The following is a 21,796-nucleotide window of genomic DNA, read 5'->3' on the forward strand; positions in this document are numbered from 1 at the left end:
TCATGAAATTGAAGGGAATTCTGACCACGGGGACGTTGTCGCTACTGACGCTGACCGGCATTGCAGTCGCCGCGCAGGACAAGTTGGCCCAACTCAGGGAGCAGGGTTTCGCGCGCATCGCGATTGCCAACGAGCCGCCGTTCACCGCGGTGGGCGCCGACGGCAAGGTGACGGGCGCGGCTCCCGATGTCGCGCGTGCGGTGTTCAAAAAGCTCGGCGTCAATGACATCGTCGCGTCGATCTCCGAATACGGCGCGATGATTCCAGGCCTCGCAGTGGGGCGGCATGACGCGATCGCGGCGGGTCTCTTCATGACGCCACAGCGCTGCGCCGCCGTGGCGTATTCCGAACCTGTGCTGTGCGCGGTCGAAGCATTTGCCGTCAAGAAGGGCAACACCAAAAGCATCAAGACTTACGAGGAAATCGCCAAGGACCCGAAGGCGGTGATTGGCGTGGAGGGCGGGACTACCGAACAGAAACTCGCGAGCGCCGCGAATATTCCGGCCGAGCGCGTCGTCATCGTGCCTGATGGGCAGAGCGGGCTGAAGATGCTGCAGGACGGCCGCATCGACGCATTCGCGCTACCGCTGCTGTCGATCAGCGATCTGCTTGCGAAAGCGAAAGACGCCAATCTGGAATCGATCGCACCGGTGCAGGGCACACCCGTGCAATGCGACGGCGTTGCGTTCCGCAAGCAGGACACCGCGCTGCGCGATGCGTTCGACGTCGAGTTGAAGAAGATGAAGGAATCCGGCGAGTTCGCGAAGATCGTCGAGCCGTACGGATTCTCGGCCAAGGCGGCGATGTCCACGAGCCGCGACAAGCTGTGTGCTGCGAAGAACTAAGCCCAGCCGATCCTGTTCGATGTGCAGCGCGATAGCACGTCGAACAGCCAACCCGAAGCACGACGAGGTGTGTTCATGAACGATTGGTCCGGCTATCTGCTGCTGATTCTGAAAGGCGCGCAGACAACTGTCGAACTCACGCTGATGGGCACCGCGCTTGCGCTCGTGATGGCGTTCGTGGCCGGCCTTGGGCGGCTGTCGCGCTTCGTCGTGGTGCGCTCGCTGGCGACCTCGTATATCGAGTTCTTTCGCGGCACGTCGGTATTCGTCCAGTTGTTCTGGGCGTATTTCGTCTTGCCGATGATCGGATTGACGCTCACGCCGTTGCAGGCCGGGGTGCTCGCACTTGGCTTGAACGTCGGTGCGTATGGCGCGGAAGTGGTGCGCGGTGCGGTCGTAGCGATTGGCCAGGAGCAGCGCAACGCATGCGTTGCGTTGAATCTGTCCCGCTATCAGCGCATGCGCCATGTGATCCTGCCGCAGGCGTTGCCGCTGATGCTGCCGACCTTCGGCAACAACGCCATCGAGCTGCTCAAGGGCACGGCGGTCGTATCGCTGATCTCGCTTGGCGACATGACGTTTCAGGCGCAGGTCGTACGCTCGCAAACCGGCAATACGTTGATACCGTTCGCGATGATCCTCGCGCTTTACTTCGCGATGGCGTGCCTGATTGGGTTCGGCATGCGCAAGCTGGAGCGGCGCATGAGCCTGGGTCTCGACGGAATGAGGAGATAGGCGCATGGAATGGGACTGGAGTTTCGCACGCGAGATTCTGCCGATCTTGCTGCAAGGTATGAAGATCACCGTACTCGCGACCTTGCTCGGCGCGATCGTGGCGGGGGTGGTCGGTATGGTGTTCGCGATTCTGCGCCTGTCGCCGAATCGCGCGGTGGCGAGTGCCACGACGCTGGTGGTGAGCTTCATCCGTGGCACGCCTCTGCTCGTGCAACTGTATTTCGTGTTCTATGTGTTGCCCGACATCGGCGTGCGCATGCCCGCGCTCGCGGCCGGTGTGCTCGCGCTTGGAGTGCACTATGCGACGTATACGGCGGAGGTCTATCGCAGTGGCATCGAAAACGTGCCGCGCGGGCAGTGGGAAGCAGCCAAGGCGTGCAATCTGAGCCCGTCGCAAACGTGGCAGCACATCATCCTGCCCGAAGCGGTTCCGCCGATGTTACCCGCGCTCGCAAACTATCTGATTTCGATGTTCAAGGAAACACCGCTGCTGTCAGCGATTACCGTGCTCGAACTGATGAACGAGGCGAAGATCATTGCGAACACGGACTACCGTTACCTCGAACCGATGACGCTAGTGGGCGTGCTGTTTCTGTGCATCAGTCTCATCGCGGTGACCGGTGTGCGGTTGCTCGAAAGACGCTTTCCTGATGTCGGGCATTGAGCGATGCAGACCGCCATCCAGTCCTCAGCCCACCCGCCGCGTCTTGACGAACGCGCCGTCGACAAACGTATCGGGCTCGTGATCCTGGCAACCGATCACACGACCGAGCCGGACTTTGCGGCGCTCGTGGCGAGTGAACGCATCGGTATTTACGTGAACCGCGTGCCTTACGCGAATCCGGTGACGCCGGACAATCTGCGCGCGATGCAGCCCTCGCTGACTGCCGGCGCCGCGCTGATCCTGCCGGGCGAAGCGCTCGACGTAGTGATGTATTCGTGCACGTCGGCATCAGTCGTGATCGGCGATGCGGAGATCGAGCAGGCCATTCATGCGGCGAAGCCGCGGACGCGCGTGGTCACGCCGACGGCCGCCTCGGTGGCCGCGCTGAACGCGCTTGGCGCACGGCGCATCAGCGTCCTGACGCCGTACACCGTTGAAACGAGCCAGCCAATGGCCGCGTACTTTGCCGCGCAAGGTTTTGTCATCGACCGGTTCATGTGCATGGGTCTCACCGATGACCGTGAGATGGCACGCATATCGCACGACGACATCGTGGAGTTCGCTCGTGTCGCGACGGCGGCGCAGTCCGATGCGCTTTTCATTTCGTGCACGGCGGTGCGGGCGGCGGCGGTCATTGCGCGGATCGAGGCGTCGATTGGCAAGCCCGCTGTCAGCAGTAATCTTGCGACCGCCTGGATGTGTTTGCGCCTCTGTGGCAGCAGTGACGCCAAACCCGAACGGGGACGATTGATGACACTACCGTTGCCACCGGTTCTACGTTGAGGTTCGGCGAACGGCTTACCGATATTTGTGAATTCGACGCGGTTCTGAATGCGTCGCATAGCTCGACATTCAGGAGGAACGATGGACTACGTACAGTCATGGGACAGCGACAGCGAGACAGTGCAACACGAGTCACGGAGCCTGTTGCGGCGCGCCATTGCCGCATCGGCGCTGGGTAACGCGACGGAATGGTTCGACTACGGCATCTATGCCTACGGCCTGACCTACATATCGGCCGCGCTTTTTCCCGGCAGCACGGCTCAGGCCACGCTCTTCGCGCTGGCCACCTTTGCGATTTCGTTTCTGGTTCGACCGCTGGGCGGACTCTTCTGGGGCCCGCTCGGCGACCGGCTTGGACGCAAGCACGTATTGGCGCTGACGATCATCCTGATGTCGGTGGCGACGCTGCTGGTCGGACTCGTGCCGACCTATGCGCGCATCGGGTGGTGGGCGCCGGCGCTGCTGATCGTCTTGCGGATGATCCAGGGCTTCTCGACCGGTGGAGAGTATGGCGGCGCGGCCACCTTCATGGCCGAATATGCACCGGACAAGAAGCGCGGTTTTTGCGGCAGCTTCCTTGAATTCGCGACGCTCGCAGGCTTTTCGCTCGGCGCGTTTCTGATGCTTGGCTGTTCGGTCGCACTCGGCAACGCGGCCATGCACGATTGGGGATGGCGACTGCCGTTTCTGATCGCTGCGCCGCTCGGCCTGATTGGCTTCTATCTGCGCTCGAAACTGGAAGACACGCCCGTCTTCATCGAACTGGAGCAATCGAACCACAAGGAGCCGCAGACTTGCGTCTCGCTGAAAGCCTTGCTGACCGGATACTGGAAGCCACTGGTGTTGCTCGGCGGCCTGGTCGTGGCGCTCAACGTGGTCAATTATGTGTTGCTGGCTTATATGCCGACCTTCATGCAGAAGCAACTGGGCATGAGCGACAACATGTCGTTGCTCGTCCCGCTTATCGGCATGCTGGCGATGATGGTGTTTCTTCCTTTTGCCGGCACGTTCTCGGATCGGATCGGGCGCAAGAATGTCTGGTGGTTTTCGCTGGTGGGACTCTTTGTCGCTGCCATTCCGATGTTCCTTCTGATGAAGCATGGCATTGCCGGAGCCCTCATCGGGTTTTCCGTGCTAGGTCTGCTATATGTTCCACAACTGGCAAGCATCTCGGCAATGTTCCCCGCGATGTTTCCCACGCAGGTGCGTTATGCAGGGATGGCGATTGCCTACAACGTGTCGACGTCGATTTTCGGCGGGACGGCGCCGATGGTGAACGAGTGGTTTATCGCACGCACCGGCAATGTACTCGTGCCGGCGTACTACATGATGGCCGCGTGTGTGATTGGCGCATTGGCGCTGATCTTCGTGACGGAGACATCGGGCTGCTCGTTGCGCGGGCGGGAGATACCCGGAAAGGAAAAGGGAAACCGGACTCCGAAGCGTGTCGATGCGGCGGGAAGAGGAGCCTGAGTGGCCCCGCCGGGCGACTTCAGGTGACTGTGGCAGGGCAGAAGTGGCCCCATACGACTCTTGCTTTCGACAATGCGAGCCGACGGTGACGCGGATGGATTTCCGCGTCGGGCCGGCGGAAAGCGCTCGATCACGCCGCCGAATTTGAACCGATAACCATTCAACCGAATTCTTCGTGTTGTGGCAGCTGATCGGTGATGTCATGCCACGCTGCCTTTGAACCCACAAAAATGTGAGCAGTGGGGCGAATGGTAGGCGTGTCGGCGAGCGTCCCCAACGTGACGTGCACGAACTCAGCGTTACGAACCACTGAGAACATCAGGCTTCCGCATGTCTTGCAGTGAACATCGTGCGACGCTCGTTCGTCACCGAAAATCAACAGGTTGTCTTTGCCCTGAGTGATACACAACTTGTCGCGCTCGATCCCCGCGAATGGTTTGAATGCTGAGCCGGTCGCACGCCGACAGCTTGAACAGTGGCAGTTCAACGCATAGATAAACTCGTCTTTTACCGAGTAATGGACAGCACCGCAAAGGCATCCGCCAGCGAGTAATGGTTTCATGACTGTTTTTCAGGCAGTAGGCACATCGCAAATGGATTGGGGAATAGCACATCCATGATTATTGATGGGCCGAAGGTCGATGTCCAATAGCCTGAATCGGCCGCGAATCCTGCTCCAATGCCAAAACGATAATTGAAATCATCTGGGCTCGACCTGTTCTGCGGGAGCGATGCATCCACCGCGTTGACGCTCGAAATAGGGAGGTTTTCCTGGTGGTCGAGCTTTTTGATCTTGCGGATTCCGTGGTTTGAGTCTGCCGCGTCCGACGTCGTTGTCATGCGACGTCATATCACAAAGTTGAATGAAGAACCACGTCGCGCGACGCCGCGATTGCACCATTCGGCTAAAGAAGAAATCAGATTCCAGATTCGCTCACAGTATGGGATCCGGCACGCTATCTATCAAAATTGCCGTAGTTTTGAGCGTGGATTCGAGCTGAACGTAACAAATTGTTTGTCGAGGGTAAACTCTATTGTCTGACATCGCACCAATACCGAGAATGGCCTCCAACAAAATTTCGAGTTCTAACTTGGAAAGACAGGAGGGGGCATGAAAACAAGGTTGTTGGCGATTGCGTGTGCGTGCATGGTTCTGGCAGGGTGCGGTGGGGATGGGAAGCTGAGCAATGATCCAGGGACGCCGGCCGCGTCGGCGCCTCCGGTTACGCCCGCGGATCCAGGCATTAGCCAGACGTACAACGTCAAAGACTTCGGCGCCAAGGGCGACGGTACGACTGACGACACTGCAGCGATTCAGAAAGCGCTCAATGCGGCGAGCGCCGCGAAGGGGACGGTCGTGTTCCCGCAGGGCACGTTCATGACCGGCGCATTGTTCGTCGGTTCGGATACGACGTTGCAAGTCGATGAAGGCGTGACGCTGAAGGCCATCCAGGCTCAGACCTGGTGGAACATCGAAACGACCATCGCTTCCGGTGCAACGAATGGCTTTTACCCGGATGGCCTGTCTCTCTACCCACAGGTGCCGACCCGAGTGCAGGGCATCGAGATGAACTGGGCGTCGGCGATCATCAATGTTCGCAATGCCAACAATGTGACTATTACTGGTAAAGGCGTGGTCGACGGCAATGGGCAAGCGTGGTGGTCGCACTATTATGCCGATGGTACGTCGTTTCACAAGACGCTCGGCGTGACATGGGCGCTCAACTGGGACGAGCAGCGCCCACGCGGCATCGAGACGTTCAATTCGACGAATGTCACCATCAAGGACGTGACCGTTCAGAACTCGCCGTTCTGGACCGTGCACATCTGCTACTCGGATCAGGTGCATCTGGATGGCGTCAAAGTCTACAATTTCCCGAGCGCTGCGACCGGGATCATGCCGAGTACCGATGGTATCGATCTGGATTCGTCGACGAACGTGCTTGTGGAGAACGCGGATATCGTCGCAAACGATGATGGCTTCGTCATCAAGTCCGGGCGTGACGGCGACGGGCTTCGCGTCAACAAGCCGACCGCGAACGTGGTGATCCGCAATTCTGTGGTTCGGGCCGGTGCGACCGCATTTACCATCGGCAGCGAAACGTCCGGTGGCGCGAACAACATTGAAGTGTCCAACATTCAGGTCACGCCGCTTACCGGGCAGATCAACAGCAACGTCGGATACAAGGCGGGCGGACCGGCTGTCTATAGCGCGTTCGTATTCAAATCGGCGCCGACGCGCGGCGGCACGATGGAAAATGTCTATATCCATGACATTACCGTCGACGATGCGTACTACTTCATGCAAGGAAACGAAGCATGGCCGGCCGGCGGCACGGTTCCAGCCACGTTTGGTTCGACGTACATGGAGCCTTCGTACTGGCCGCCGATTCTCGTGATGCCGGCCACGCCCGAAGATGGATATCCGATTTTCCGGAACTTCAGATTCGAGAACATCACGATGAAGCGTGTCGAAACGGCTGTGTTCGGCGTGGCGGGCTATACGCTTGCGGGTGAAGCAGAGAAGGGCCGGTTCACGAATTTCACGTTCAATAACGTGAATATCACAGCCGTCAATTCAGCGGGCGCGTCGGTGGGGGCCGGGTCGATCGCCAATGGCGGGAATTGGGTGTTCACTAACAGCACGATCAAGAATGCAGGCGGTGCGAACATCGTTCCGACTTTGTCCTCTACCACGACAAGCAATATCACCGGCCTGCCAACGCAATAGGTCATGCAGCGAAGGGCGATCGCGGCCGCCTGGATGGGGGCGCGATCGCCTGGTTGATCTCGTTCTGAGCGAGTTCGGGACGACGGTGTTTTGATTGAAAGAGATGCCGTGGGGGAACTCGACGTTACGCGCGCTCCGACAGCAAAACCGCGAGCAGTCGCCGCAACTCAGCACTTTCCAGCGGAGAAAGCGCAGCGGTGAGGATGCGATCGACATTGTCGACGCGAGGGCGCAAAGTGGCGAGCTGCTTTTTCCCCGCCGAGGTCAGGAACAGGATATAGCTGCGCTTGTCGGCGGGGTCGTCCTGCCGCTCGATCAGGCCGTTTCGCACCATGCGTGCAACCAGATCGGCAATCGTCGAGCGGTCTACATCCAACTCGTCGCCAAGCTGTCGCTGGTTGACGCCCGGCGTCTCGTGAAGGACGACGAGCGCCGCGTACTGCACGCTCGTGACCTCAGCCGAAACCTCGCGAAGCCATACCGCTAGGTGTCGCTGCTGAGCGCGGCGTACCAGGCTGCCCGTGTGTCGGGCAAGCCCTTTGAGGTCATCGGATTTTGTTGGCAATTTCGCAGTGTTCCGCGCAGGTTAATTGATTCGGAAAATGGGCTGCAGGAAGCTGCTCAACTCCGCATAGGCGTTCAGCGGTAGAACGTGAGCAACGTATTGATCCGGGCGGACCACCACCACTGCGCCCCGCTCGCGGTCGATACCGCGTTCGTCGAAGATATCAGTCACCGCGTCGCTCGTAAATGCCTTCTCGTAGTCGATGAGCCCGTAGCGTCCCTTGCATGGCAGCAGCAGGTCGGGCAGTTCCTCCAGACGCACCTCCCGATGGTCTTGCTGAAGCACCGCGCGCAGATCGAGCACGCTGTCCGGGTCGGCGTCGGTAGACGTAATTTGCCGCAGGATGGAATCGGACGAGTTGGAGAGATGGTCGCACAACGCATCAAGCGCTTTTCGGCCGGCATCGGCGAAAACGTACAGACGCCAACGGCCGTCCGCCTGTGCGGCGTGTCCGAGATGGACCGGCTTGGCGTCGGCGACGCGAACCACGGGAGATGAGTGGAACCGGGTGCCGATCGTGAAGCCGCTCGCGAGCGTTTGATAAGTCGACTCGCCCGTGAGCATGCCGGGGCGGTAGCGGGTGGCGACGCCCGCGGTGTATCTGCCGGCGCGCACGAAGTACGCCTGCAATTCAGCCGGATCGACTCCGCCTGCTTCCGGCCGGGCTGGATCCTTGGGGGGCGCCGCCATCATCGCCGACCACTCCTTGTCGAACTCGATCAACTCCTTCGCGATGGGTTGCCGCTCGCCAGAATAGGTGCGCAGCAGATCGACGTTGCTGCGTCCCTGAAGAACCGCGGCGAGTTTCCAGCCGAGATTGAACCCGTCCTGCATTGAGACGTTCATTCCCTGGCCCGCTTTGGCGCTATGCGTATGACAGGCGTCTCCGGCGATGAACACGCGAGGGTCACGATCGACTCGATCTGCGCTGACGGAATCGTCGAAACGGTCGGTCAGGCGCTGTCCCACTTCGTACACCGAGAACCATGCGACCTCTTTCACGTCGAGCGTGTAGGGATGCAGAATCCGTTGTGCGGTAGCGATGATGCGGTCAACCGTAATCTGTTTGATCGCTTCACGATTTTCAGGCGTTACGTCGCCGAGGTCGACATAGAAACGCACGAGATGGCCACCTTCGCGCGGAATGATGAGCAGATTGCCTTCGCGGGCGGACTGAATGGCGACCTTCAACCGGATGTCGGGGAAGTTAGTGACGGCAAGCGCGTCCATGACGCCCCACGCGTGATTGGCTGCGTCGCCGCGCAACGTTTGCCCGATTGCGGCGCGCACCCGACTGCGCGCGCCGTCGCAGCCTACGACATAGCGGGCGCGCACGCATATTTCCTCGCCGAGCCGCGCTGCAGCGGTGCGGCGCAACGTGACCCGCACCGGGTACTCGCCGACATCGTCGCGTTCGACGGCCACGACTTCGAGATCGTAGTCCGGTTCCATTCGCCGCGGGGATAGCCGCATCACGTCCAGCAGATAGTCCTGAATACGCGCCTGATTGACGATGACGTGCGGAAACTCGGAAAGGCCTGGTTCGGTATCCTGAACACGTCCGGTACGCTGGATCGCGCCTTGGTCATCTGCGTCAGGACGCCAGAAGACAGTTTCGTTGACCCAGTATGCTTCGCGCAGCAAGCGTTCAGCGAGACCGAACGCGTTGAACATCTCAACGGTCCGGCAAGCGACGCCGTCTGCCTGGCCCATCAAAAGCGGCCCTGACCGGCGCTCGACGATACGGGTCTTAATACCCTGAAATTTCGATAGCTGAGCGGCGAGGACGAGCCCCGCGGGTCCCGTGCCGGCGATGAGCACGTCGACCTGGTCGGGCACCCCGGGGCCGTGCATGTTCTCGGCGACGGGTTCGATCCCTGGGTCGCCGACCCGAAAACCGTTGAGATGAAATTGCATGATGTCTTCCTCCATGTTGGTGCTTATCGCGTTGGAGGGAATATACTCCGTATGCCAACTATTTCAATAGTTCTGTGTATCATCTGGGTTTACCCTTATAAAAACGAGGTCTGTGTGATGCCGAGTTCCCAGCGAGGCCAACACGGTCTCACTGTCTCGAACAAAGCTCCGCGATTTCCGCCCGCGCTACACTTTTGCGTTCGAGCGTTTGCCGGTTCATCCACTCGAAACGATCCGACTCGAGCGCCTGTTTGCCGATGACCACGCGCTGCCGGCAGGCGATCAACTCAGCGTCGGCAAGCTTCTTTCCGGCTTGCGTCAGGCGGTCGTCCACCAGCACGCTCAAGCCCCTTGCCTGTAGTTCGTGTTGCAGCGCCTTAGCAGCCTCCTGGCGTTCCAATCGATCCCACTCGATGACCGTCAGAGCCACATCAAAGGTATTGAATGCCTCGGTGCCCCAAAAGCCTCGCTCGTCGCGCTGGCGACTAAGCAGAAGCATTGCGAGCCGAGAAATGCCCACGCCAAAACAGCCCATTCTGACGAATTTGCCTTTGGCATTCACAAGCCCGAGAACCTTCGAATAGCGATCGCCCAGATCGAAAATGTGCGCGCATTCGAGCGCTTTCTGACCGTCGATCTCGTCCTCGCCGAGATCGCTGAGTACATGAAATTCCTCGGAGCTTTGCCCACCGATCTCTCCGTTGTCGCTGGACTTAACTACCGCGTCCAGCCCCAGCCGTCTGAAGACGCGCAGATAGGCTTCGCGAACGGACTCATACGCTGCGCGTGAGCCGGATTCCGTGGCATTGAAGGAGTACGCGTCTTTCATGATGAATTCTTTGGCCCGGGCCAATCCGCCACGGGTTCTTAACTCATCACGATATTTGTTGCCGAACTGATATAGGCCAAGACTCATGTCGGTCCTGTTGTAGTGCGTCTTGACCATGTTGGTGGTCAACTCCTCGCACGTCGCTCCGAGGCAAAACAGCCGGCCGGAGCGGCTCTTCACCCGCATCAGTTCGTCACCGTAGATATCGAGCCGCCCGCTTTGCTGCCACAGGTCTGCGTCATGCAGCAGGCTCATCTGGACCTCGCAGAAGCCGGCGCGGTCCATCTCCTCGCGCACGATGCTCTCGATGCGTCGCTGCGCCCTCAGGCCAAGCGACATCCACGAGTAAAGCCCTGCAGCGTCCTGATGAATAAAGCATGCCTTGCGGGCGAGGTCCGTCAGCTCCAGCCGGGAGTTGTCCTGTTCAAAGAAGCCGTTTGAGAAAAGTTGCTGCGAGAATTTCATGATCTGCTCCGGATTTCGAATTCAGCTAAAAACAACGCCTGAAATGAAAAACGCCCGCAAGCGGGCGTCCGGATCGTCGATTCTGAGGCAGCGCGTAGGCAATCAGCCTTCTTCGCGCGCACCTTGAGGACTCGAGCAGACTCCGGCCGCCATTGCGGGCACCGGAGGTCGTTGCAGGAGGGTCCTCGAAAAATTCATGATGTGTTGCTTCTCGTTTGAAATCTGTTTCAAAGCGGAACGCCGCGCTGAGTAGCTCAAGTGCTCACGGTGGCATTCACAGCCAATGTTCGTCCGTCAGCGTCAGTATGTTTGAAAATAGGCTCGATCGCAACCCGGCACGATACCGGCATCGCGTTCGCACATTGGGAAGCAATCACTCCCTTTTGTCCTTTGCCGACCATCGAGCGCGATTGCAAGTTGGTGGGGTCATCAGGTCCAACTGGACCCGCGCGACGCGGAAAACACCATGCGCACAAATAGTCCTCCATCAGAATGATTGCCCAGAATAAGACGACCTTCAGCATCCGAGACGAGTTTTTTGACCAACGCCAATCCTAGTCCCCAATGGCGACCGTTGTTTTCAGTGCGAGCCAGGCGCACGAATGTCGAAGTTGCATTCGATAGCTCGGACGGTTTGATGCCGGCACCATGATCCCGGATGCTCAGGATCCACTCATCGCGCACTCGGGACGTTTTTATTTCAATCGGCGGGACCCCATGGTCCAGCGCATTGTCGACGAGATTCGACATGACGCGCTCCAGAAGCGTGCGCGGCAATCTGAACTCCGCGCCTGCTCCGAACGTGCAACTGAAGAGTGCCGCATCCAGTGAACTTGTCATCATGAACCGATCGCGTATGAATGCTTCCACCGATAAATCGGTGGCCTGCTTCGGCGAGCACCCGGCTACCTCGACGAACTGCCTGGCGATATGCGAGAACAGATCAACATCTTCTACCAGCGCAACACGTTTCTGCCATTCTTTTACCAGCAGCGAAGTTTCACGAAGGCGGATCGCCTGGGATTCAAGGTGCGTGGCGAGGGCGGCAAGTGTCTCCGACTGTGCCTTTCTCGCGTGGCAGCGTCGCGTCAGCATTTCATTGAATGTCCGGGCGAGTCTTCGCAATGCTTCGGGGCCGGTCTCAGGAATGGCATTGGAAGGATCGCAATCGCCGGAAATCTCGCGGAAGGCCGCCGCCAGATTCCGCAGTGGCCGACCGGCTACCCAACTTCCGGTTAGTCCGAGCGCAACTGCTAGCAGGACAATCATCCAGGCGGAGATCGCCGTGTTGTCTTCTGATAGAGATCCGGGGTTGTCCTCGAACGCAGGCGAATCATTTCTTGAGATGCCGCGCGAGGGCAAGAAAGGTTGCGCCGGGAAACTGGACCACGTGCGAGCGAATAACGTTTCATCGATCTCCTCGCGGAGGTTAACCAGCGTTGCCCGCTCGACAACCAGCACAGCGGGCGGCGCGATGGTGAAGGGCATCAGCGGTTCGGAGCCAGACAGGTGCCCGGTGTGGTCTCGCTGAGACTCCGGCCATGCGAGAGGACGTTGCGACACGTAGGCCTGAGAAATGCCCGTAGGGCTGGCCTGCTGCGAAGTCCTTGCCATGACGTTCGAATCGATGCTCGATATCAGCATCGCGGTCAATACGATGACTCGTTGAAGCAATCTAATCAATCGTTCCTCTTCGGCTCTAATCGGCAATAGGTGGATCCGACGAATGCATACAGACGGCGAGCATGACATCAATCCGTTCGAGCTATAGGGTATGCGATCGCCGCTACTTTTTCAGGCATCGACCTGCTGAAGGACGCTCCCCGGATGACACGGCCGACCAATCATCAATGGCGCAGACATTCTCGTTGGTCTTCCCTGTGGGGCAAAGTGAACGCCGAGGCGAGGCCGGGCTACGAACCGCAGGCTGAGCCGATGATGTGCGATTGGGACGGATCAGGAAGCTGCGAACACTGGCCGCATCGCCGAATTGCTTACCAAATGTTTCCTGCTGCCGTCGGCTCGACTCACTCGATGAGGAGTTCTTTTGCTGCATGGATACGTGACTGTGAATTCCAGCCGTGGGACGGGCACATCTCTTATATTTTCCTGTCAGGTAGTGGCCGCGTTGCTCGTAGGTAGCAGAGGGCTTTTATGGGGGAAGAAATGCTTTCCGGCCGTGTGATACGAACGGCGCCTATTTTATCGAATGATCGCTCCCGGCAAGTTCGATCGAACACACGCATCGTCAATTGATGGGCATGTGAGTGTGGCTGCGATGCGTGCCCGTCTCCATGACGGAGCGCTTTAGCTCGCGCGACGTACATGAACACATGTTCGTCGCGGCCCGACTTCCACTGAATATTTGTCGGCCACGCGCCGACACTTTGCCCGATCCGCCTCCCCGAAAGACTATTGAAAGTCCCGTCCCGCAAGGGATACGTAAGCATGGCATGGACTCTGCGCTACAACGCGTCCAGCCGTAGCACGACCCGCCCATCTGTCCGAACCCGGATACCCGCACCGGATGCACGCCTGGAATCCTCGTGTCGCGCCCCGTTCGTGCGTGACACGCAATCGACCAGGTCGCCTCCCGGAGGACGTTGTGTTCATCTTGCTCATCTATCTGTTCCCGCTCTTGAGAAAGGCGCTTGACCGCGCTGAATACAGTCGCCGTGACGCGTACCTCGCGTCCGCCGCTGACATGGGCGAACTCGAACGCCGAATGAATTCGATGGAGATCGATCGCTGAGGGGACAAAGCCGATGCGCCGTCCATCGATCAGTCCGGATGCCGGAGCATGCGCACCCGCGAGCCGAGCCCCGCCGTCCTTCACGTGACTCTTTCGCTTGCCGCCATCAAATTCAAAAGAGGTGAGGGGCGAGCGCGTCGATGGGCTGGGGAGCGGCAGGGCCGTCGTGGATGAGTTAAAGAGTGCGCGGGCATCGAAATGCACTTGCTCGCCTAAGTTTCCACACTATTCACAACGTCAGATTAACTAGCGGGTTGCGTTGCATATGTTGCATCAACGTTGTGTTACCAATCGGTCTTCGACGCTTACACCAGTTGAGTTGCTGCATTCCGGCCCTCGATGTCGTCTTCCGGGGCGGCGGCGTTAAGCCACCGTAGCCGCTCGCACAAGTGGGGGGTGAATTGGCGAGGACGACGTCGATGCAGGCATCAGGTCTGACATTTCTGTGGGCTCGACAACCGCCACCCCATGTTCCCTGGTCGACCCGGATAAATCGCACGCACTAATAGTGCGGATTGAAATTCGCGAGTGTTGCCGGTTTCCATTGAAGAGGACCGGAGCGCTCTCAACGGATCATCCACGTCGCTATCACAACTAGCGCCCGGATCGCTTCGTGCGCGGTGTAGTTCGACGAACTTTCTGTGCAGATTCGCTTCGAGCCGGCTCCAACGGATGTTGCACCGCCGCCGCCATGATCCACTTGCTGAACGCCATGACTGCGTCATCGTCCGCGCGATCAGCGTTCACGACCAACGTGTAATCGGGTCCGCGCCACGCCGGCTCGGATATTGGACACACGAGGCGCCCCGTTGCGATCTCGCGTTCAATGAGCGGCAACGACGCCAACGTCACGCCAAGCCCTTCAGCCGCTGCGCCGAGTTGGAGAAAAACATGATCGAAGTCGAAATGGCGGGCACCCCGTAGGCCTGGCGCACCGGCCTCCCGTAACCAATCGGACCAGGCTGTGCGAGTGCTCGTGGAGTGAAGGAGCGTGTGATTTCGCAAATCGGCGACCGTCCTGATCGGGTGGCTCAGCAGCACCGCTGGATGACAAGCGGGCAGGCGCAAGTCGGGCATCAGCGTCGTTGAGATGAGGCCTGCCGCGTCCTCGGGTCCCGAGCGCACACCGACGTCGAATGCATCACCGATATAGCGCAACTTGCGTGAAGTTGTCGAGAGCCGTACATCAATGTCCGGGTAGCGAGTCTGGAAATCTGCCAGGCGCGGTATTAGCCAGCACAAAGCGAAGCTCGCCAGCGCATTCACGCGCACAACACCCGTAATACGACGCGTAATGGATTCGTGGCGCAGCCGGGTGACCGAGCTGCTTAAGCGCGCAAACGCACCGTTGACATCATTGAGTAGAGCCGCGCCTTCGTCAGTAGGAACGACGCCGCGTGAGCGGCGCTCAAAGAGCGGAACGCCGAACCAGTCTTCCAGCAATCGAATCTGTTTGCCGACTGCCCAATGCGTGACATGCAGATCGCTCGCCGCAGCCGCGAAACTCCCCAGGCGGGCGACCGCCTCGAAGTGCCGCAGCGCATTCAATGGGGGCAACTTTTCCGCGTCTTTGCCCGTGCGTTTGTCCATGCTCATACGGTGACTTTTTCTCCCGTCCGACTCAATTTTACGTCAGTTGTGGCGCGTTCTGGACGAATCTAGACTGTGGGTGTCCTGTAACACAACGCCCGAGCTGTCGCCAATGCCTGCGTTCCCACGATTCGGTTGAACCATGAGACGTTTCTCTCTCTCCTCTCCAAACACAGGGGTAGCCGACGGACCCGGCCGGCCGACCTCCGTTTCACGCACGCGTGTATTGTGGCTCTCCTGCATGGCGCACGCGCTGCACGATGGGTACACCGACATGATCTACGCCTTGCTGCCCGTCTGGCAGGCGGACTTTGGACTCAATTTCGGTGCCCTGGCTATTTTGCGCGGCATCTATGCGGGCACGATGGCGATGCTGCAATTGCCCGCAGGACGCCTCGCTCGTGCATTGGGCACGCGCGCGACGCTTGCGTTCGGCACGTTTATGGCCGCGCTCGGCTACGCTGTCGCAGGCATGTCAGGAACCCTGCTGGGCTTATGCGTCGCACTCGCCATCTCGGGAAGCGGTTCGAGCACGCAGCATCCCCTAGCTTCGGGAGCAGTCTCGCGCGTGTATGGACGCAAGGCGCGAGGGCCGCTCAGCATCTACAATTTTTCAGGCGACCTCGGAAAATCTGCGCTTCCGGCGGCTATCTCGCTTCTGATTACCATCATGCCGTGGCGCCATGCACTTTGGGCCATGTCGACCGTTGGCGTTTTAGTCGCGACGGCGATTGCACTTTTTCTCCCATCGGTGCCGAGAAACGAGTCTTCGTTAGAGGAAACGCCTGGCCAGAACAGCAACGGTTCGCGCGCGGGCTTCTCACTGCTGCTCACGATCGGCGTGCTCGACACAGCCGTGCGTATGGGGTTATTGACCTTCCTGCCATTTCTCCTGAAAGCAAAAGGCATCTCGACACCGATGATGGGCACGGCGCTCGCGCTCGTCTTCATCGGCGGCGCCGCCGGCAAGTTCGTGTGTGCCTGGCTCGGCGCGCGCGTGGGCGTAATCGGCACTGTGCTCGCCACTGAAGGCGGTACGGCAGCGTTGATCCTTGCTGTGATCTGCCTGCCACTGGCGCCCGCTGTGATCTTGTTGCCGCTGCTTGGCGTGATGCTCAACGGCACATCGTCCGTTCTTTACGGAACCGTACCCGAACTGACTTCGGTCGAGCGTACCGAGCGAGCGTTTGCGCTCTTTTATACCGGCACTATCGCTTCGGGGGCGCTTTCTCCGGTTGCCTACGGTCTTCTGGGTGACCGAATCGGCGCGCACGGTGCCACTATCGCGACTGCGGCCACGGCGCTGGCCGTCTTGCCACTGGCGCTTCTTCTTCGTCCGCATCTGCGCATGACATGAGCTTCATTCGGGACACGCTCCCTCTGTTATTCGGCTCCGCTAAGGCGGATTTCAACAAGGGTCGCAGTTGAGGGTCGTTGAAGCTGCGTCGAAGTGGCCCAAGGTGTACCGGTTGCGGCAATTGCGAACGAACTCGGCTGTACGAGTTCGAGCGCTTGAATTACGATGTTCAGGAAGGCATCAGGCGAGACACCGCAGCGTTATTTGAAGAGTGAGTCTACCTAGTTTAGTCGCGTACCGCCGGTACCGGCACCTGTGCGGAAGGTCTTCCGCACCACCGAAAAACATCATTAAAGCGGGATATTGTACGGTACAGTCCCCCTCAGGCCGCCAACCTCGCGCTGCTCCACGACCACAAATCCGAAGGCGACAGCGCCTTCGAGAAAAGAAAACCCTGCAGCTCATCGCACCCGATATCACGCAGGATGCGAGCCTGGTGCTCGCTCTCGACACCTTCGGCGACTACCCGTAGACCCAATTCGTGGCCCAGATCGATGATTGCCCGGATGATAGCGAGGTCGGCCGGCGCCTCAAGCATGTCCTGTACGAACGCGCGATCGATCTTGAGCCGATCGAGCGGAAAGCGGTTCAGATAGCTGAGGCTGGAGTAACCGATGCCGAAATCGTCGAGGGACAGCTTGACGCCGAGCTTGCGAATCGCGTTGATCGTCGTGAGATAGTCTTCCGCACTGTCCATGAGCACTGTCTCGGTGATCTCGAGTTCGAGCCGCTCGGGGGCGACGCGATGCGAGGCGAGACTGTGTGCGAGTGTGTCGATCAGGTCCGGGTCGCGCAACTGGACCGCCGACAGATTGATCGACACGCGCAGGCGCATGTCCCCTTCCATGTCCCATGCCGCGATCTGCCGGCATGCTTCGTCGATAACCCAGGCGCCGAGCGGAATGATGAGCCGCGTGTCTTCGGCAATTGGAATGAACTGCGCGGGCGACACCGTGCCGATCTGCGCGCTGTTCCACCGCAGTAATCCTTCTACCGCGACCAGTTCGCCCGTGAGCGCGTCAACGCAAGGCTGGTATTCGAGCCGGAACTCGTGCGTGGCGATCGCGGTGCGCAGGCAGGCTTCGAGCTTCAGACGGTGGCGCGCGCGTTCGGCCATCTCGGGCGCAAAGAACTTGACGAGGTTGCGTCCCGCGCTCTTCGCCTGATACATCGCCGCGTCGGCATTCTGCATCAGTGTTTCGATATCCTCGCCATCGTCGGGGAACAGTGCCACGCCGACACTGCATGACACCGGCAACGCGACGCCGCCTAGTTCGTGCGGCTGACGCACGAGCGGCAGCAAACGGTCCTCGATCGTTCGGCTGACGTCCGCCGCATTGCTCACGCCATTCAGGATCACCGTGAACTCGTCTCCGCCGAGACGGCTTACCGTGTCGTTGCTGCGCACGGCCTGCAGGAGGCGTCGCGAGACCGAGCGCAGGAGGTTGTCGCCGATGTGATGGCCCAGCGAATCGTTGATGTTCTTGAAGCGGTCGAGATCGATGAACAGTACCGCGACTCGCTGCCCCGTGCGGCGCGCGCTATCGAGCACCACGCCGAGGCGCTTGACGAAGAGCTCGCGGTTCGGCAGTTCCGTCAGCACGTCGTGTTCGGCGAGGAACTGGATGCGGGCCTCGCTCTTCTTGCGGTCCGTGATATCGATCAACGTGCAGATATAGTGCGACAGGTTCGCGCGCCGGTCGCGCACCGCGCTCACCATGAGCCATGCCGGATAGTCGCTGCCTGCGCGCCGTCGCACGTGCGCTTCGCCATGCCATGCGCTCAGTCGATCGACGGAATCGATGATGGCCGGAAAGATGTCGCCCGGCTCCTGGGCGCCGAAAAGGAAAGCGGGCTCCTTGCCCGCCACGTCGTCGGCGCGATAGCCGGTTGCGCGATAGAACGATGCGTTCGCGGTCACGAGCCGCCGCTGCGCATCCAGAATCAGAATCGCCTCGGATGATGCCTCGAACACTTTGCCCCACAGCTCGAGGCGCTGTTCCATCAGCTTGATCTGGTTGATCGGGGTGAATGCGGTCAAGACGGCGTCGCGCCCCTGGAAGTCGAGGCGCCGCGCCGACAACATCGCCCAGGTCGTTTCGCTACCGGCCTTCCAGCGCACCTCGAACTCGTCCACGGCATCGCGGTCCGAGAGTTGCTGGAAGAAACGCGCGCGCACTTCCGAGTCGAGACCGAAACCCCATGGGTCTACGGTGCAGCCATTGAGCCAGGCAAGCGCCGGTCGGTTCGCGTGCAATACCTCATGCCCCGGGATTGCCGTGACGACCATCGGCACGGGTGTCGCCTCGACGAGCGCGTACTGCGCGGCCGACGCGCGTGCTGTCGCCGCAAGTTCCTTCTGCGCGTCACGCTCGCGGTCGAGTTGCGCGAGCATGTCGTTGAAGCCTTGCACGAGCTGGCCGATCTCGTCCTGGCTATGCCAGTTGGCGCGCAGAGAGTGATCGCCTGTGCGACGCACGGTGTCCATCACGCGCGCCAGCTGGCGCAGGGGCCGCGAGATCTGCTGCGCGACGAAGTACACCATGCTCAGGATCGCGCATAGCAGGAAGAGGGCGGTCCCGAGGTGTAGCCACATCCGCTCGAAGAGGCCGCGCACGCGCTCATGCAAAAGTATTTCGAGCTGATCGCCGGTCACGCTCCACGCGTTGCTGATGTTCGTCACCACGCGCTGCTGGGCGGCATCGAGCGCGGCGAGCCTGGCCGCGTCGGGGCCGTCGTCGACGGCGGCGCCGGCCGCCCTGCGATAAGCGTCGATCGCGGCGAGCATGCGCGCGGTCGGCGGTCCGATCGTGCCGCTCAGTGCGCCGTTCGCGGCTGCGGCTTCCGAATAGTCCGAGCGCAGCCCCTGCAACACCGCGTCGAGTTGTCCCTCCAGGACGAGGTAGCGGGTACGCATCTCGTCGCGGCTCATCGGCGCGGCGCGGCGACTCGCGCCGGCATCGTGCAGGTGGCGGCCGATCCGGTTGACGTCGGCGAGCAACTCCGGATAACGCAGAATCGACAGCGACATCGAATAGTAGCTGTCGAGGTCCGGATCCAGAATCAGATTCGACTGGTTACCGACGCGCGTCACCAGTGCGCGCGTTGCCTCGAGGCCGCCGTCCACCGTCGCTGCGCTCGCATGCGGCGCCGCGCTGGCCGCGAGTGCGTCGAGTATCCGTTCATTGATCGCGGCGCTCTGCATATTCGCGCCATAGTGGCGCTCGGCATCGGCGAGTTTGCTGGCCGTGCGCTGCAATTGAGCCGCAGTCTGCGGTTGCCCGGCCCCCGCGAGTGCGAAGTCGATCAGCGCGTCGTGCACGGCGGCGACGTAGGCGTTGCCAATCAACTCCTTGTCGGAGAAGTCAATCGCGATGTACTTCTCGTGGATCAGGATGCCGCTGATGTACAGCACCGCGCTCAGGTCGAGCAGATAGATCAGCAGCAGCTTGCGGCCGACGCGAAGGCGTCCGAGAAACCGGAAGAACAGGTTGCGTTTCATGGGTGTGGTCGCTCGATCGCGAAGCTTGCGTCCCGGGGGCGATAAGCCAGACGTTTCACTGCGTTTCTCCGTGCAGGGAACGTCGGACCTCGGTCAGGCCCGACGGGGGAAAAGCCCCTGATCACGCTATCGACCAGTTGGAGAAGTTCTTTAGCTTTTGCTTAAAACGCCCCGGAAAGGTGCTGGAAATGGGACAAGTTGGTGCGAGTTTTTTCTCTGCGGGCTCTCTGTAGATGCATTTGCACCGGGTGGTTGGCAGACCGTACATGTCGGGCTGCTGCTTGAGGTAGAACAGGTTGACCTGACCGCCACTGCCGCAAGCATGGAAGTCGCGAACTCGCGCCCACTGTGTTAGCGCGCCTTAGAAACCGAGCCCAACGCCGACGCCTCCGAAGCCTGAGCCGCCGAAACTGCCTACACCGATCCCGATGCCGACACTGGGCCGGGGTGCGAAGTACCCCGGCGGGTCGCCGTATCCGTAATAGGGCGGTTGGGCCGTGACGCAGCCCGCAACACCGATCGCGAAAGCCAGGATGCCGAGTAGCCTGATCATGACGTTCTCCCTTTCATAAGAGGGGCATGGATATCGCCAGCAAGATCTGATCCCTCGTGAGCCGGCAGTCCCCTGATATTCTGACTCGATCTCCGCATCGGCGCTTCGGGACTGCGCTTCAGCAGTCGCAACGGTTGGGGGCACGTTTCGGCTGGCAGCCGCGCGAGCCTCATTAGCGCACGCGGAGTGCCTTCAGCAACGGCTTTTTATACGTTACGGCCGCGCTGGCGTGTCGAACCTATTCGCCCGGCAGGTTGAGGCGATGGCAGGATTCCAGTCGCGCTGGGCACCCGGTCGAGCATTCGTCGATTGCGGCATTCTTGAATCCGCTTCACAAGCGTATGCAGGTTCCAGCACCTGGTCACACCGTCGCTCGCACAGTAGTCTCGCGGAGGCGTGCATTCAGCTTGCAGTCGGAAGCCCAGGCCGTGACTGCGATGGCGGCTCGTCGCAACCCGACCGCAGCAGCCATCCCGACCGTGGCGATGTCGGTCGGCGTGCTTGCGACAATTCCGACCGCATAGGGCGCCGCGATGATCCAGGTGACGCACGCCTGGAGATCGCCTTCAATCGTGCCGTCGCATGCGTTGCAAGCGCATGAGTTGATCACGCACGTTACGCTCGACGCACCGCTTGCGGGCAGCCGCTCGGGCTATCTGAAGCTGCGCGACCGCGCGTCGTATCAGTTCGCGCTGGCATCCAGTGCGGTGATCGTGGCGATGGACGGGCCACGCATTCGCGAAGTACGCATCGCAATGGGCGGGGTTGGGACCAAACCCTGGCGCGCCCCGGAGGCGGAAGCGGCGCTGCGCGGTCAGACCGCTTCGATGGAAGTATTCGCGCAGGCGGCAAGCGCAGCGTTTCGTGATGCGCGGCCCTATGCACACAACGCGTACAAGGTGCCGCTCGGACAGCAGGCCATCATCAGGAATCTTCGCGACCTGACCGCCAGGGAGACCGCATGAGCGAACAGATTATCGGGACCCCGCACAAGCGTGTCGACGGCCGCCTCAAGGTGAGCGGTGCGGCGCGCTA

18 protein-coding genes and 1 pseudogene are annotated in these 21,796 nt (G+C 60.3%); 10 read left to right on the top strand and 9 right to left on the bottom strand.

Annotation, left to right across the window (positions count from 1 at the left end):
• Nucleotides 1-2 precede the first annotated feature (2 nt).
• The 5 genes from ehuB (at nt 3) to ACZ9H4_RS25480 (ending at nt 4,500) form a co-directional block, all read left to right on the top strand.
• Complete coding sequence (gene ehuB, locus ACZ9H4_RS25460; RefSeq protein ID WP_476121528.1) at nt 3-845, top strand: ectoine/hydroxyectoine ABC transporter substrate-binding protein EhuB; 843 nt, start codon at nt 3-5, stop codon at nt 843-845.
• Nucleotides 846-920: 75 nt separating this feature from the next.
• Nucleotides 921-1,580, top strand: a complete 660-nt coding sequence (gene ehuC, locus ACZ9H4_RS25465) for an ectoine/hydroxyectoine ABC transporter permease subunit EhuC (protein WP_408141193.1) — start codon at nt 921-923, stop codon at nt 1,578-1,580.
• Nucleotides 1,581-1,584: 4 nt separating this feature from the next.
• Entirely contained in the window at nt 1,585-2,244 is a 660-nt protein-coding gene (ehuD, locus tag ACZ9H4_RS25470; RefSeq protein WP_408141194.1) for an ectoine/hydroxyectoine ABC transporter permease subunit EhuD, read from the top strand.
• A gap of 3 nt (nt 2,245-2,247) precedes the next feature.
• Complete coding sequence (gene eutA, locus ACZ9H4_RS25475; protein WP_408141195.1) at nt 2,248-3,027, top strand: ectoine utilization protein EutA; 780 nt, start codon at nt 2,248-2,250, stop codon at nt 3,025-3,027.
• A gap of 81 nt (nt 3,028-3,108) precedes the next feature.
• On the top strand, nt 3,109-4,500 hold the full coding sequence (locus tag ACZ9H4_RS25480) for an MFS transporter (protein WP_408141196.1): 1,392 nt from the start codon (nt 3,109-3,111) through the stop codon (nt 4,498-4,500).
• Between the two features lie 160 nt (nt 4,501-4,660).
• Here the strand turns inward: ACZ9H4_RS25480 and ACZ9H4_RS25485 are convergent, their stop codons facing one another.
• Together ACZ9H4_RS25485 and ACZ9H4_RS25490 are read right to left on the bottom strand one after the other, a co-directional pair.
• A complete protein-coding gene (locus tag ACZ9H4_RS25485) occupies nt 4,661-5,062 on the bottom strand; it encodes a GFA family protein (protein WP_408141197.1) in 402 nt (133 codons plus the stop codon).
• Nucleotides 5,059-5,340, bottom strand: a complete 282-nt coding sequence (locus tag ACZ9H4_RS25490) for a hypothetical protein (RefSeq protein ID WP_408141198.1) — start codon at nt 5,338-5,340, stop codon at nt 5,059-5,061. The genes ACZ9H4_RS25485 and ACZ9H4_RS25490 overlap by 4 nt, the downstream gene beginning before the upstream one ends.
• Before the next feature lie 307 nt (nt 5,341-5,647).
• Between ACZ9H4_RS25490 and ACZ9H4_RS25495 the strand changes: the two are divergent.
• Nucleotides 5,648-5,875: pseudogene (locus tag ACZ9H4_RS25495) on the top strand (glycosyl hydrolase family 28-related protein); the annotation flags it as partial.
• Between the two features lie 3 nt (nt 5,876-5,878).
• On the top strand, nt 5,879-7,231 hold the full coding sequence (locus ACZ9H4_RS25500) for a glycoside hydrolase family 28 protein (RefSeq protein WP_408152354.1): 1,353 nt from the start codon (nt 5,879-5,881) through the stop codon (nt 7,229-7,231).
• Between the two features lie 124 nt (nt 7,232-7,355).
• Here the strand turns inward: ACZ9H4_RS25500 and ACZ9H4_RS25505 are convergent, their stop codons facing one another.
• From ACZ9H4_RS25505 to ACZ9H4_RS25520, 4 genes are all read right to left on the bottom strand, one after another.
• The gene (locus ACZ9H4_RS25505; RefSeq protein WP_408141200.1) at nt 7,356-7,796 is read right to left on the bottom strand and encodes a MarR family winged helix-turn-helix transcriptional regulator; all 441 of its coding nucleotides are present in this window, start codon (nt 7,794-7,796) and stop codon (nt 7,356-7,358) included.
• Between the two features lie 21 nt (nt 7,797-7,817).
• Entirely contained in the window at nt 7,818-9,713 is a 1,896-nt protein-coding gene (locus ACZ9H4_RS25510) for an FAD-binding monooxygenase (protein WP_408152356.1), read from the bottom strand.
• Between the two features lie 148 nt (nt 9,714-9,861).
• Nucleotides 9,862-11,007, bottom strand: coding sequence for an aminoacyl--tRNA ligase-related protein (locus ACZ9H4_RS25515; protein ID WP_408141202.1), 1,146 nt, complete (start codon nt 11,005-11,007; stop codon nt 9,862-9,864).
• 429 nt (nt 11,008-11,436) lie between these two features.
• The gene (locus tag ACZ9H4_RS25520) at nt 11,437-12,651 is read right to left on the bottom strand and encodes an ATP-binding protein (protein WP_408152358.1); all 1,215 of its coding nucleotides are present in this window, start codon (nt 12,649-12,651) and stop codon (nt 11,437-11,439) included.
• A 961-nt stretch (nt 12,652-13,612) separates the two neighbouring features.
• On the opposite strand from ACZ9H4_RS25520, the gene ACZ9H4_RS25525 reads away from it, so the two are divergent.
• Nucleotides 13,613-13,759 (top strand): DUF3563 family protein, encoded by a 147-nt coding sequence (locus ACZ9H4_RS25525; protein WP_408152243.1) that lies wholly within the window; start codon nt 13,613-13,615, stop codon nt 13,757-13,759.
• 594 nt (nt 13,760-14,353) lie between these two features.
• Here ACZ9H4_RS25525 and ACZ9H4_RS25530 read toward each other — a convergent pair.
• A complete protein-coding gene (locus ACZ9H4_RS25530; RefSeq protein ID WP_408141205.1) occupies nt 14,354-15,355 on the bottom strand; it encodes a LysR substrate-binding domain-containing protein in 1,002 nt (333 codons plus the stop codon).
• A 235-nt stretch (nt 15,356-15,590) separates the two neighbouring features.
• On the opposite strand from ACZ9H4_RS25530, the gene ACZ9H4_RS25535 reads away from it, so the two are divergent.
• Complete coding sequence (locus ACZ9H4_RS25535) at nt 15,591-16,706, top strand: MFS transporter (protein ID WP_476121534.1); 1,116 nt, start codon at nt 15,591-15,593, stop codon at nt 16,704-16,706.
• A gap of 322 nt (nt 16,707-17,028) precedes the next feature.
• Here the strand turns inward: ACZ9H4_RS25535 and ACZ9H4_RS25540 are convergent, their stop codons facing one another.
• Both ACZ9H4_RS25540 and ACZ9H4_RS25545 read right to left on the bottom strand, forming a co-directional pair.
• Entirely contained in the window at nt 17,029-20,208 is a 3,180-nt protein-coding gene (locus ACZ9H4_RS25540) for a bifunctional diguanylate cyclase/phosphodiesterase (RefSeq protein ID WP_408141207.1), read from the bottom strand.
• A gap of 361 nt (nt 20,209-20,569) precedes the next feature.
• Entirely contained in the window at nt 20,570-20,761 is a 192-nt protein-coding gene (locus ACZ9H4_RS25545; protein ID WP_408141208.1) for a hypothetical protein, read from the bottom strand.
• A 533-nt stretch (nt 20,762-21,294) separates the two neighbouring features.
• Between ACZ9H4_RS25545 and ACZ9H4_RS25550 the strand changes: the two genes are divergently transcribed.
• Nucleotides 21,295-21,726, top strand: a complete 432-nt coding sequence (locus tag ACZ9H4_RS25550) for an FAD binding domain-containing protein (protein WP_408152245.1) — start codon at nt 21,295-21,297, stop codon at nt 21,724-21,726.
• Nucleotides 21,727-21,796 lie beyond the last annotated feature (70 nt).

This window comes from Paraburkholderia sp. TE9906 (assembly GCF_056279605.1).